Genomic DNA, 13,658 nt, shown 5'->3' with positions numbered 1-13,658 from the left:
AATCTGTGTCAAATAAACACATTTAAGTTTTTATATTTATGCAATAATTCGCGCAATACCCTTATTGGTATTAGTTGCGGACGTCATATAATAAAAAAACACATTAGACCACCAAAATCACCTCTTTCGTCCAGTGTACTTCGCCATTCTCAATAGAAACAGTCATTTTGTCTCCTTCCTGAACTTCACCCGAAATAATTTTTTTAGCAAGTGGTCTTCTCAAATGACTTCTAATAATACTTTTGATAGGTCTTGCACCATATTTGGCATTATAACCACTTTCGGCCAAATGCATTTTGACTTCCATAGGAATATCAACCGTAATATTGATGGTCTTTAGCAAGTCCATGAATTCTTTTTTAAGATGGACTTCAAATATTTTCAAAGCATTGTCTTTACTGATTGGTGCAAAAGGAACAATCTCCGTAAGCCTACCCAAAAATTCAGGCCTGAAAAAACGACCCATAATTTCCATCAATGAAGTCGATGTCGGAATCTCGTTTCTATTAAACGATTCCACGATATGATCCGCTCCAATATTCGAAGTAAACAATATAATGGCATTCGAGAAATCGCCTTCTTTCCCCAATCTATCGTGTAATTTTCCCTCATCCATTATTTGAAGAAAAACATCATAAACAGAAGTATGCGCTTTTTCAATCTCATCAAAAAGCACAATCGAATACGGTTTTTGTCTTATTTTGTTGACCAACAAACCACCTTCTTCATAACCAACATATCCTGGAGGTGCTCCATAAAGTAATGCAGCCGAATGTTCTTCCTTGAACTCCGACATATCAAAACGGATAATAGCGGTCTCATCTTGAAAAAGAAACTCGGCCAAACTTTTGGCCAACTCCGTTTTCCCAGTTCCCGTAGGTCCTAGAAAAAAGAAAGAAGCAATGGGCTGACCCGATTTACTCAATCCCGATCGGGATTCCAGAATTGAACCCGCCACAGTGGCTATACAATGGTCCTGACCAATCACGCGCTGGCCTAATACTTCCTCAATCGAATTGAGTTTGGTTTTTTCTTCTTCTTTTAATTTCCCAACAGGAATTCCTGTTTTTTGAGCAATCACAAGAGACAAATCAAAGGCTTCAATATGCACTCTCTTGTCCAATGCCTTTTCTTCAAGTGTCTGTAACAACGATTCAATATACTGAAATAACGATTTTGACTTCTCAAACTCTTCATTATTATGATCGTCAACCACCATCAAAAAAGTGGTTTTCTTGGTCAAATCCTGTAAGAACCAATTGGCTTCTTTCAGCAATTGTTCTTCAGTCAATTCCTTTTCGTTGGTTTTCAAAACTTGAAGTTTGTTCATCAAAGATTCTTTCTCTTTCAAGAAAGTCTCCCCAGAAGTTTTCAAAACTGACATGGTATGATCAATCAAATTTATAGCCGATTCCGGCAAACTTTTTTCTTTCAAATACCGTCTCGACAACCGAATTGACTCAGAAATAGTCTCTTCGTCAATCTTTATTTTATGATGTTCTTGATATACTTGTATCGATTCTTTTATCATTCGAAACAAAGTATCGTTATCTCCTTCTTCCAATTTCAATAATTCAAACATTCCTGCCAAGCCCTGCTCCTTCTCTATTCGTTTCGAATATTCCTCCACAGTTGATGTGGCAATAATGTTTAAACCTTTGGCCAATTCTCCTTTTAACACATTCGAAACTCCAGAATCTCCTCCATTTTTATCCAGCAAAGTATGAATATCTTCAATAATCAAAATCGATTTTGGGTACTGTCTTAATTCCTGTATGCAATTGCGCAAACGATCCTCGATTTCACCTTTGTAAGACGCTCCAGCAATCAAAGAAGACAAATCCAACTCAAATAATTGCACCTTATGCAACACATCTGGCACTTGATTCTGAATCACATTTAGAACTAGATTGTCAATCAAAGTTGATTTACCAATACCTCTATCTCCTATTATTAGCACATTGGGTTTGGAGAAACGACACAAAATTTCTTTCATGGTATTCAGCTCCGTATCACGACCAATTGCAATTCTATGTTTTTTATTTTTTTCTAAATTTTTATGAATACAATACTTTCCTAAAAATCCTTTTTTCACCTCTTGCTTGGCTGAATTTCCAACTTCTTGCGGGGCCAGAATTTGTTCTTCCAACAATTCGTTCCTTGCAATTGGATAGGTTTTCATTTGGTCAAAATTGAACCCTATGCCAGGTGAACTCAAAGCTACCATTACAGCAAAAAGTGAGATAGATTCTTCGTTGAGCATCACTCGAACCAATTCGGCTTCATTGATAATGGCATCGATAACATCACCAGGTTCAGCATCCAAAACATGATTTGTTTTGGGTTCATCTTCCATTCGAACCTCAGCCCATTCGTCCAGATAATAAACATCCTTTCACATACTTTCAAGCTGTTTCAAAAGGGAAAAATCCCTATTCAGCATTGCTTTTAATAAATGGGATGCGGTGTAAACCTGATTCGAATTGTTCTTAGCAATTTTCTTCGAAATTTCAAAAGCAGTGATTAATTCCTGACTGAAAATATTTTTTTCTTCTTCCATCTTTTTTTAATCTTTAATCCAAATGAACATATTCTTGACTTTGTAACTAATATCCAACCCTTTGACACAGTTGGTCGTTTTATCTTTATTCAACCGAATAGCGTCAATTCGAATTTTTTTTCCTTTAATATTATCACAGAATTGTTCAAAAGTCAAAAGATCTTCTCCATTCTTAACCACTGGGATTTCATAATTACCGCATAAAAATTCTTCAAAATCATCTTTTACTTTATTTCCTTCGGCCACTTTCAACAAAAGAATTTCAAATTGATCTTCGGATATTTTTGGTGCTTTTTTGACAACTTTTATGCTGTCTTTTTTAGGATCTGTACTTGATGCAACAGGAATGTATTGCAACATATCTTCTAGTGGGTCTTTTTGAACTTTCCCTTTTGGCAAAGAAAATTTTTCGGGTTTTTTTTCATATTCATAAGAAGTAACATCAAGCGGATTAATTTTTTTAATTTCTTTTGGATGTACATAAACCGCAATTCTAGCCACACTATTAAAATTACCATTTGCAACCAAAGTGATAATTTTTTCTCCTGCTTTTGTAAAAATGTAAACAGGATTTTGAGTCGTATCGTCAATCCCATTATTTTCGCCAAAAGACCATTCCCAAGTCTTTCCACCTTCTTTTATACCTCTAAAATAAGTGGGGTGCCCCACAGTAATAATTTTGGAAGCCAATATGGTTGGCATTTCACTTTTATTGACACTATGATTATCACTTATAGTAACCTCTTTGGTATGGATACAAACTCCATTTAAGGTAAGGGAAACAATGTATTTTCCTGACTGTTTGTAGATATGAAAAGTATGTTGTCTGGTGTCAAATTCTGAACCATCTCCAAAGTCCCAAAGCCAAGCGTTTGCATTCTCTGTTTTGTCATAAAATTCTACTGATTCTTCACTTTGAAAGTGCTCCGACAAGACATAAAATTTAGCAGTATCACAGTCTACCCGATTAAAAAATTGCACTAAAAAATACACGATTGAAAGCAATAAAAAAAGCACAAAAAATAGCACAATCTTTAAATCAAACTTAACATCAAAATAACCTTTTTTCATCACTGATTTTATATTTTAAGAAAAAAACAAATCATCCGTTTTTCAATAATAGTGTATGATTTTAAATACAAACATATACTTTTATTAGATTCAAACATAAAAAAATATAAGAATATTTTTCTATAAAAACCAATACAAATTACAACTAATTCCTACTAGTGTTTGATTTACAGTATTTTAGAACAATTTTATAAAATAAAAAAAATATACAAACCACGTAGAAATACGGGGTAATTACTTTCTTACTTTAACTATTTTATGATTCAGTTTTATTTTACAAAAAAAAATATTTGTTTTTAAAAATATATTTATACATTTGCCCCATACCACATTTTTATAATTGATTTTTCAAGTCAATTAGAAAATTTTCCAAAAACCATTTTATTTTATTTATAATACTTTCACTATAATTAAAACTAAGAAAAATCACAAGTTAATTACTTGGTTTTTTGCTAATTTAATTCTAAGAAAGACTTGTTTATTCCTTCATTTTTGACATTAGGAATAGGCTGTTTTTTTATTTATAAAAAAAATAAAATTCAACAAAAAAACACATAAAAAGGAAAATTTTGAAACAAATTCGAAATTCAAAAAAAATATAAACCTAAAAATGAAATATAAAATAGCGCTATTACTTTTCTTGACAATTGTGCTTGTTTGTCAAAGCCAAAATTACTTAGCTCAGATTCCATTCAAGTATGATTATTCTGTTGATTTATTAAAAAAACAACATAAAATGAACGAAAAAGCAATAGAAAATCAAGCGGTAGTGAATGACAATAGCGAAAATTTAAGTGATGAAGTTTTGGCTATAAAAGAAAAATACAGTATTGTACTTGGTGTAATGCCAAAAAAAATAACCAATTACAAATTATATTCTTATATCGACAAATGGATTGACACTCCATACAAAGACAAAAGCTTTTCTAAAGATGGGATTGATTGTTCTTATTTCATTCAATCGCTTTACAGTTCTGTTTACAAAGTAACACTCCCAAAGGATCCTGCAGGAATGTTCAGATCAAAATCATTGCAATTATTTACAGGACGTGATTTTCTTGAAGAAGGGGATTTAGTTTTTTTTAGATACGACAAAGATAATCCTATTTCGGATGTGGGCTTGTACTTGCACAACGATAGAATCTTAGCTTGCACCGATAAAGGATTGGCTATCTACAATTTTAATGACGAATATTTTCAATTACGCTACATCGCATCAGGCAGAATTGATGAAGAGGTAAATAAACAGTCCAATGGAACTAAGTAAAATCGTCAATCAAATAGAAGAAATCGCTCATGATATTCGGGCTGAGATTATTGCAAATGAACTTATTCAAAGCAATACGCTTACCGAAAACAAAATCATGATTGCCAATGAAGGGCAGTTTTCTAGAGCGTATCGTCATGATGTATTGGGCGCAAGTATTTTGGATGACAATTACGATAGTCAAGAATATCTCAAACTACAACTCTCTAGAGACAGTATTTACGACACGCTACCCGAAGGATTCATGCACAGTCCTAGTGACAATGGGACCGAGAAATCGGTAAACCAAATGATTCGGGAGCACAAACACCAGAAAAAAAAGGAGGCCGAATCGCGTAATTTCTTTTCCCCATTTGAAAACGAAATATTTCATTATAGAACAAAAATTGAAAATACAGAACGTGATTTTCTTTATAAATTGAATGGTAGTAAACCATTAGAATTTTTTTACGAATTCTGGGGACTATCTAAAGATTTCCCTGCTGTACTGGTTTCCAAGTTGATACAATTATTGCCTTATGCGTACAAAATTGTCGGTGATATTGACCTATGTTGTCGTTGTTTGTCCAGCATTATCGAAGAACCAGTAAGTTTCAAAACATCGGGATCAAGAGAATACAGTGACAACAAAGAAGAAATTACACTTGGGGATAATCGATTGGGGATTGATTTGATATGTGGCAACAGCTATATGGATTATTCGTATAATGTTACAATCGAAATAGGGCCCATTACTAAAAACTCATTTGTAAAATTTATAAATGATGGAGAAATAAAAAAATTTATCGACTGTTTCTATGAGCATTTCTTTCCTATGGAAGTTGAACTCAAGACACTTTTGATAATGAATCAAGACATAGAAGAATTTAATTTTAATACAGAGCCTGTATTAGGCTACTCAACAAGAATATAAAATGATCAAAAACCATTTAAGGGATCTTATCGACATAAGACTTATTATAATTATAGTAATATTAATAGCAATTACGGTAGTTTTGACAATGATTTTTAGTGACAAAGTCAAAGAATTTGATAAAAATTACAAAAGAAAATTTTACATCTATGCATTGTCATTTATGTTCATTTATGCTTTAGTAGCATTTTTGGGTTTCAACAAACTTTTCTCTAAGCTATCCGACGAGTTTTTGTTTTATCAAATCTCAACCCTACTGTTTGGTGGAATGCATGTGTTTTTTTACCGTTGGTATTTTGATGAATTCCATTTAAAGACTTTCCCAGCTGAATTGCTTTTTTCGTTAGTGATAGTATTGTACTCCAGCATACCCTTTATATTAATCTACACTGCACTCAGCGGATTAGAGTTTACGCTATTAATGTGTTCCCATTTTATCGCATTTTTAATACCAACATGGGTAAACGGGTTATTTGAATACATGATCCAAATTCCACCAAAAATATATGTTACTTGGAAATTTCCAGAAGAAAAAAATGCTTTTGAAGATTTGAACGATGCCGAAATTAGAGATCTTTTATTGATTACGTTATTAATTAAAAAGAATGAGAAAGACACTGAATACACTACAATAAGAGCAAAAGGACCTGTAAGAATGGATTTTGGACGTTTGTTTTACCATACAGCACAAGATTATAACAAACACTTTTCGAACCAGCCAATCCAACTCAATTTTGACGGAAAACCGTGCCATTGGGTCTTTTTCTTGCAACCAAAATGGAATGAAAAAGCAAAATATGTCGACGCAAGATATACTTTGGGCATGAACGGAATCACAGAGAATTCGGTTATTATTTGTGAACGAAAAGAAAAGCAAATTGTAAACAAAAAAGAGGACAAAACAATAGGTTTCATTCATGAAAACCAAGACAACTAATACAAACAAACTACTAATACTATAAAAAATGGTTGAAAAGCTGAATCATTTTCCAGTCAATTGGATTGACGGAATGAAGATTAACAAAAGTCATTTTTTGGCTATGCAAGAAAATGTTGCAGAGTTAGTAAATGACGCGATAGGCATACACACTACCCCAATGAGCTATGGTTTGTTGAACTTGGGGAATCAAAATAAAGAGGCCATAAAAATCACTTTGGGGATTGACAACCACAAACTATTGCGAGTAAGAGTTGAAGAATGCCATGCCATTACGCCGAATGGTTCCCGTATTGAGATAAGCCGAAATTTTACAGACACATTGGATTTACAAATTCCGTATGCCGAAGATACCTATCAAATTAAAGAAGGAGAACAACACGTTTTGTTAGCGTGTATTTCTGTAAATTCTATGAAACGCATTCCTTTTGGTGAACCAGATCCAGAAGAAGTTCCACCTCGCTATCCGAATACCCAACCCGAATACAAACTCCATTTGATAAATGCAGATGAATTTCGTTCTGGAATAGGGTACGGAGGTTTTTATTTGGCAATTGGTAAAATTGTAATTGGTGATACCACAACATTAGACGAAGCTTATATTCCATCTTCGGTAACGGTATCAAGTCATCCCAAACTTATTGATTTACAATCAAGCATTGCACATAGTTTTGGACAGCTCGAAATATACTCTGTACAAATAGCTCAAAAAATCAATAGAAACCAGCAAACTGGAATTTTGGTTCAAATGATGATGGGATTGGCCGATTTTACCGCCAATTATTTGGGGCAAACACTAACACAATTTCGTTGGTTTTCTTTGCATCAACATCCTGCAAGCATGTTTAGCTCAGTAGTTTCTTTGGCCAGAATTATGAAAAATTTTATCGATTCCAAATCAGGATCTGGTAAAGAAGAACTCTTAAATTATTTTGCAGATTGGTGTGATCTTTCACAAGGGGATTTCGAAACTTTATTTACCACCTTGATCAATACCAATTACGATCATGTCCATATTGATAAAACAGCTACGGTATCCATTCAGTTTTTAGAAAAAATAGAAAAACTTTTCGAAACCTTAAACAGATTGGATTACATCGGTAAGAAAAAAGAAAATATCGAATTATTTGTAGCCGAAACAGATAAAAACGATAGCATTATGAACAACAGTAAAAGACATAGTTTCTTTATAGAAAAATAAAAAAATGGAAGTATTAAACAAACAGGAACGTCAAAAAGCATTCTTTGCATTTTTAGTGGTTTTTATCTTAACAATAACAGTAATATTAATTGCAGCATCTTTCAATTTTTATATGCCAAGAGCTGAAAATAAAGTATTGAAATCTCAAAATGAGAAACTGAACAAAGAATTTGATTATCAAACCAATTTTGCTGTAAAGATTGACAGTGTTAGAACAGTAGTCGATTCCATAAATGCACCAAAACAAGACAACGATTTCCAACAACGATTAGCAAATGTGATCTTGGCAGACATTTATCAAAAACTACCAAAAGACTCTATCAACAATAAAAAGATGTACAACAATATCATCTTGGCATACAAGCAAATTATCGATTACAAAAAAGAAATCAGAAGCCTTACCCATAATGCACACCTTATCGACAGTTTGAACCAATCGGCTAAAACCTACAAAGAAGAGCTCGAAAAAGTGCGCAGAGACTTAGACGTTTGCCGACAAATCTATCAAAATCAATAAGTAAGGCTTCTTTAACAAAACAAAATCACGCTACACTTGAAAACAACAGACAGAATCTATACCATTCAGAAAGGAGATACTTTGCAAAAAGTATCTCAGGAACTTGCTATAGCCCCTCTGGAATTGAGAAGGTATCATAATATTTATTGCGAAATACCCGATTTGATTGAAGCTGATTTTCCAAGTCATTTAGAGGCAGTGCTTTTGCCACCCGTTAAAAGCGACAATGAAATAAATGAAACAGTAGAAAAGAAACGAAGAAAAGTTAGTTTTTCAAAAGGAAATACCTTGCCGTTTCTACCAGCGGGTTCGCAAAAGAATTACAATGTAAAATATACAATCGAAGAAGGTGACGAAAAAGACATCCTAAATTTTGAAACGAATGTAAAATGGATTGCAATTGACAAAAATGGATTTCATCTTTTCGAGATTAAAAGAGCAAAGGCTATTTATATAAACACCCTTGCACCCGACACAATGATGGATGAGATGGATGCAAAAACAACCGAAACTCTTTATCCGTTACAAGTTGTAGTAGATTCAACTGGCAAATGGGTTGATGTTTACAATTATAATGAAATAGTGGAGCGTTGGGAAAATACAAAAAAAGAAATCTTAGACTATTACGAAGGTGATGTAACTCAAATTCATATCAAACATGTAGAGCAATACCTCGAAACCAAAGCAAACTTGATGACTGCTCTTAAATCAGATTATTTTTTGAGCACATTCTTTAATGGTATTCACGTAGGGTATACTCCTGAATACACTTTTGAAAACAACATTACATTTCCTTTAATAAAAGAAGAAGAAGCCCTTTTTAAAGTGCAACAAAAAGTAGAGCCTTTTTTAGAAGAAAACCATTCAATCAAAGTGGAACAAACTGGCGATTATGTAGATATTGATATTGCATTTGAATTGGATCCTTGGGAAGGAAATTACAAAGCAACTTATTTCTTGAATCCCGACAACTATTGCATCGAAAAAATGGAATTGGAATGTTGCATAAACTACGATTCCCCTGTAAAATCAACCATTACAATTGAGGGTATTGAAGAAGTAGAAAAACAAACCATGGACACAAACCATCAGCTGAATTAAATTCGATTTATAAAAAACAAAGAAATTAAAGTTTCAAAAAATCAAAGCAATGAGCGAAAAACACATAGTAGTACAAGGAGCCACCGTAAAATGCAAATTTAGTGTAGAACCCAAGTTGGATAAACTAAAGGTAAAAACACAAAGTAAGCATTATGCGAATGACAAAGATGCCTCAAAAAAACTCATTGCAACCGACAAAGAAATTGGGCAAACCCTTGAGAAAAATACTTTTGGCAAATGCAAAATGCAACCCAACGGAAGCGGTGATTATTTGCCATGCCAAGCAGTGATTACCAAATGGTCGGGATTTTATGACAAAGTAACGTTGTCCAACAAAGGAAAGATATTATTGGAAAGCAGTAAAGCAACCTGCCCCATAGGTGGACCAGATTGCATTACAGTAGACAAACACGGACAAAAAGCAGAACCTGGTAAGCAAAATGCAAAAAAAGCAAAACCACAAGTAAGCAACCAAATTAATCCCTTGGTCAATAAAGCAAAATTTCAAGCCGAAGTGAATGGAACTGATTCTATTTGTATTTAAAAGAAAGTAGTATGTCTGAATTAAAAATAACAGGAAATCCAGCACCCGTAGTCGGTAAAGAAGAATCGTACTCGGTAAACCAATTGTTGCCTACATCAATCCCTACAGAAATTTTAAATGGATCAAAACCAAATCCTTTTGAATTTCCAGTGGAATGGTCAGTGCATGTATTAGAAAATGGCAAATGGATCAAAAAAGAGGAAAATAACAAAACAGGAAATATAGTTTTTTATAAATTTTCACAACTAAGCCTGACAAGAAAAGGGATTCGTATTCTTGCTCAAAGAGGAGAGCAAACTGCCAGACTAGATGTAAAACCACACAATGCCGAGAGTCCAAAAATAGATAGTATTGAGTTTCTTGATAAAAACGGAAATAAACCTACAAAACCTTTTGCATACGGACAAACTCTAAAAGCCAGAGTTCATTGCTTGCACATGGAGAGACATACAGTGTATGCTACCTTATGGGAAGATGACGCCGCTGGCGCAGGGCACAACAAAGCCAATGAGAAGAATAAAATGAAAACACTTCCCGGTATTGTAAAAAATGGAATTGCCGATATTGATTTTGTTTTAGAACCCGATTTTGCCAAAATTGCCAATGCCGTAAAAGCCAAAGGTGATACCAGTGAAGGTAAAACACATGAATATTATGTTACTGCTGAAATTTTGAACAAAAAAACAGCGAGTAAAAATACGAATGTTGCTAATCCTAGTTACAAGGATACAACAGCAAAACCACGTACTCCAAAAAAAGAAACTCCTGCACAGAAAAAAGGGCCCTCCAAAAAACAAGAGAAGGAAAAATCTATTGGAGATGAAATTACTGACTGGTGGGAAGGCTTATTTAAAGTGAAACCTATAGTTGCCCCTAACCCAAAACCACCTACTAGGAATAATCCTCTAAAAGTTGGTGAGCCTGATAAAAATCCAAAGGAGGATGAAAAAGAAGGAACCAGTTGCGGAGAAAAATTTTGCATCAAAAAAGGTGACAAAAGCGAGTTAATACGTGAAATAAATATTCGTCTAGCAGGTTTCGGTGGAAATGTCCCGACGGATGAATTTACAGATCGCACAGAAAAAATGATTAAACAGTTCCAACGAGATTATATGAAGGTGCCTGAAACTGGAAAGGTCTGTGGTAATGTTTTGAAAGCGATTGATGAGTTTTCGACTAAGTTTGACATATCAACTACCCTTTGGAATCAAATTAAATGTAGTTGTTCCACAAAAGGACAGCAAGTTACCAGTAAGTTACGAGTAATAAACGAACTTAATAATTGTAAAGACTGGGGAGATGGAACAGGAAAAGGAACGTATAAAACAGGAAGTGAGGAAAAAAATCATAAATATGAATATCCTGGAATTCATAGGTCACTATTGTTTGGTTTTAAAGCAATGCTTTTTTACATATCAAAACAGAATACATATAAATTTAGGATGTTTAGTTCTGGATATAGATGTCGCTTTAAAAATTATATGACAACAAATCATCAAGGTAAAGCGCTTGACATTCAATTTAGCAAAGATTCATGGAATATTGCAGGTGCCGAAAGAAGAAACTTAGTTGAATTGAGAAAAATAAGAGATGATATTTTTCATAAATATCTAAATGCTAAAACTAGTTGGATAAATGGCAGTAACAATTTTTGTTTAGAACCAATTGACCTTATATATAAAGCGAATGGGGAAATTGATAAGAATTACACCTATAGTTGGATTCATTTTGATGTTAGGGAATTTGAATCAAAATATTTAGATGATAAATACTTTTGTAAAAATTCAGTTAGTTTGAACGGAAAGAAAATTATACAGCTAGCAAAAGATTTAGGTTTTGCAAACACTTGTAAATGTATAAATCCTTTCGAAAGTGAATTATCTCAAAGTAATGCAAGTTCAGATAGAGTAGACCCTAAAACGCTTAGAACTTCGAAAAAAGGGATCGCTTTTATTAAAGATTGGGAAGGAAAACATATGTCTGGACTAAAACATATACCTTATAATGATTCAAAACATTTTTGCACTATAGGCTATGGACATTTGATAGCTAAAAATAAATGCCAGAATATAACAGTGCCAGAAGAATTTAAAAATGGAATTACCGAAGATGAAGCACTAAAATATTTCAACGATAGATTAATAGGCTTTGAAAAAGCAATACAAAGGGATATAAAATCAAAACTATATCAATATGAATTTGATGCCTTAGTTAGTTTAGTTTTTAATACTGGGGGTGAATTTTTGAATACTGGTGGAGCAAATGATGGCGAAACTCAAATTAAGAAAAAAATTAATACTGAAGAATATTCTGCAGGAGCTGATGAAATGTCAGATGTCACCAATGGAGGAACTCCTGGATTAGTAAAAAGAAGAAAAGCTGAAATTAATATGTTCAAAAACAATATTTATGATTCAACACACTAAAAAAATGAAAAATCTAATTTATGTACTTCTTTTGTTTCTAAACTTAAGTTGCAAATCAAATACTGAAAAATCAGAAAAAAACAATTCAGTTTCAAAAGTAATAGATACTGATACTGTAGAAAAAGATGAAAGTCCAAAATCAGTCCTTATTAATGGAGAAAGTTATAAATTTTACAGGTCATATTATCTTCAAGCTGATGCAAATGATATTCCGGAAATATCGCAGGATAAAGTTGTAGAAAAATTTAGAGATATGAAAGTTGAACTTTCTAAAGATATTATATCAATAGATGGTATTGAGTCGAATTACACAATTGAAAAAATGGATTCAAGGAATTTTTTTATGACAAAATATCAATACAATTATTATGTCAAAGCTTTTAAAAATGGTTTTGATATTGATATAATAAACAATGTAAATTATTTGCAATTGGATTTATCTAATAACTCAAAATCTCCTTTTAAAGATTATTTTTTAGATGCTGGAACAACAATCTTTATAAATGATTGTCTTTTTTTAAATTTTAAAAGATACATTATTTGCTTTAAAAAAGAAGACAAAAAAAAGGTTTCGGATAAGAAAAGTTGCGGCTTACCTTTTGATTTTGAAAAAGTAAAAATTTGTTCTCAAAATTGTAGTCAGATATATCCTCAATATACTTCAATGGAATTGCCAAACATTGCCAAAATTACAGTTGAACTAACACAGTATGAGCCTGATATAATTTATTTGTTAAATAATGGTAATTTAAAATTTCAAACATTTATTGTTCAATATTCTGGAGATGCAATTTCTCAAACTTTAATAAATATTAAAGATGGCAAACTAATTTCAAGCCAAAATATAGGTTATGAAATGGATGGTGAAGATGAAAGTTATCAATCTTTTATAATTGATACAAAATTAAATATTGATATTATAGATATTAATTATAAAACTAAATTAAGAAAAGTTTTAAATAGTTTTAAAATTAATTCAGATGGAAAAATTATAAAAATAAAATAATTGCAAAAGCCAATAACTTGAATTTGCAATCCGTGCCCACAAAAAAAATAAAGAAAACAATCCTCAAGGAATTCTAAATATATAAAAAAAGTTCATTGACATTTTGAAAAACAAA

At 32.5% G+C, this 13,658-nt stretch carries 10 protein-coding genes and 1 pseudogene; 9 read left to right on the top strand and 2 right to left on the bottom strand.

Translation table 11 applies throughout. The annotated features are described in order from the left end of the window. Positions 1-103: 103 nt before the first annotated feature. Positions 104-2,560: pseudogene (locus AC8GF4_RS02650) on the bottom strand (AAA family ATPase). A gap of 6 nt (positions 2,561-2,566) precedes the next feature. After that, positions 2,567-3,493 carry a PKD domain-containing protein gene (locus AC8GF4_RS02645; RefSeq protein WP_506592516.1) on the bottom strand — a complete coding sequence of 309 codons (927 nt, stop codon included), beginning with the start codon at positions 3,491-3,493 and terminating at the stop codon, positions 2,567-2,569. Positions 3,494-4,241: 748 nt separating this feature from the next. Between AC8GF4_RS02645 and AC8GF4_RS02640 the strand changes: the two genes are divergently transcribed. Genes AC8GF4_RS02640 through AC8GF4_RS02600 form a run of 9 tightly spaced genes read left to right on the top strand, consistent with a single transcriptional unit; the run spans position 4,242 to position 13,543 of the window. After that, positions 4,242-4,898, top strand: a complete 657-nt coding sequence (locus AC8GF4_RS02640; protein ID WP_506592514.1) for a C40 family peptidase — start codon at positions 4,242-4,244, stop codon at positions 4,896-4,898. Continuing rightward, complete coding sequence (locus AC8GF4_RS02635) at positions 4,885-5,811, top strand: type VI secretion system baseplate subunit TssG (protein WP_506592512.1); 927 nt, start codon at positions 4,885-4,887, stop codon at positions 5,809-5,811. Before AC8GF4_RS02640 ends, AC8GF4_RS02635 begins: the two co-directional genes overlap by 14 nt. 1 nt (position 5,812) lies before the next feature. Beyond that, complete coding sequence (locus AC8GF4_RS02630; RefSeq protein WP_506592510.1) at positions 5,813-6,748, top strand: TssN family type VI secretion system protein; 936 nt, start codon at positions 5,813-5,815, stop codon at positions 6,746-6,748. A gap of 28 nt (positions 6,749-6,776) precedes the next feature. Continuing rightward, positions 6,777-7,949: a hypothetical protein gene (locus tag AC8GF4_RS02625; RefSeq protein WP_269221841.1), complete on the top strand. Its 1,173-nt coding sequence runs from the start codon at positions 6,777-6,779 to the stop codon at positions 7,947-7,949. 4 nt (positions 7,950-7,953) lie between these two features. After that, positions 7,954-8,466 carry a type VI secretion system TssO gene (gene tssO, locus AC8GF4_RS02620; RefSeq protein WP_269221840.1) on the top strand — a complete coding sequence of 171 codons (513 nt, stop codon included), beginning with the start codon at positions 7,954-7,956 and terminating at the stop codon, positions 8,464-8,466. A 36-nt stretch (positions 8,467-8,502) separates the two neighbouring features. Further along, positions 8,503-9,567 (top strand): LysM peptidoglycan-binding domain-containing protein, encoded by a 1,065-nt coding sequence (locus AC8GF4_RS02615; protein ID WP_506592507.1) that lies wholly within the window; start codon positions 8,503-8,505, stop codon positions 9,565-9,567. A gap of 49 nt (positions 9,568-9,616) precedes the next feature. Continuing rightward, positions 9,617-10,111, top strand: coding sequence for a DUF4280 domain-containing protein (locus AC8GF4_RS02610; RefSeq protein ID WP_269221837.1), 495 nt, complete (start codon positions 9,617-9,619; stop codon positions 10,109-10,111). 11 nt (positions 10,112-10,122) lie between these two features. Next, complete coding sequence (locus AC8GF4_RS02605; protein WP_506592505.1) at positions 10,123-12,537, top strand: glycoside hydrolase family protein; 2,415 nt, start codon at positions 10,123-10,125, stop codon at positions 12,535-12,537. After that, positions 12,521-13,543 (top strand): hypothetical protein, encoded by a 1,023-nt coding sequence (locus tag AC8GF4_RS02600; RefSeq protein ID WP_506592503.1) that lies wholly within the window; start codon positions 12,521-12,523, stop codon positions 13,541-13,543. Before AC8GF4_RS02605 ends, AC8GF4_RS02600 begins: the two co-directional genes overlap by 17 nt. The last annotated feature ends 115 nt before the right edge of the window (positions 13,544-13,658 follow it).

The sequence above is a fragment of the Flavobacterium rarum (SeqCode) genome (genome assembly GCF_965234445.1).
In the GTDB taxonomy this organism is placed as follows: Bacteria; Bacteroidota; Bacteroidia; order Flavobacteriales; family Flavobacteriaceae; genus Flavobacterium; species Flavobacterium rarum.
Note: the sequence above shows the minus strand (reverse complement) of the source record. Positions and strands in the feature narration are given on the sequence as shown.

Excerpts from the sequence above, each read along its gene's own strand:
- AC8GF4_RS02625 (WP_269221841.1), top strand. The coding sequence starts at position 6,777 with ATGGTTGAAAAGCTGAATCATTTTCCAGTCAATTGGATTGACGGAATG.
- AC8GF4_RS02600 (WP_506592503.1), top strand. The coding sequence starts at position 12,521 with ATGATTCAACACACTAAAAAAATGAAAAATCTAATTTATGTACTTCTT.
- AC8GF4_RS02605 (WP_506592505.1), top strand. The coding sequence starts at position 10,123 with ATGTCTGAATTAAAAATAACAGGAAATCCAGCACCCGTAGTCGGTAAA.
- AC8GF4_RS02630 (WP_506592510.1), top strand. The coding sequence starts at position 5,813 with ATGATCAAAAACCATTTAAGGGATCTTATCGACATAAGACTTATTATA.
- AC8GF4_RS02635 (WP_506592512.1), top strand. The coding sequence starts at position 4,885 with ATGGAACTAAGTAAAATCGTCAATCAAATAGAAGAAATCGCTCATGAT.
- tssO (WP_269221840.1), top strand. The coding sequence starts at position 7,954 with ATGGAAGTATTAAACAAACAGGAACGTCAAAAAGCATTCTTTGCATTT.
- AC8GF4_RS02640 (WP_506592514.1), top strand. The coding sequence starts at position 4,242 with ATGAAATATAAAATAGCGCTATTACTTTTCTTGACAATTGTGCTTGTT.
- AC8GF4_RS02610 (WP_269221837.1), top strand. The coding sequence starts at position 9,617 with ATGAGCGAAAAACACATAGTAGTACAAGGAGCCACCGTAAAATGCAAA.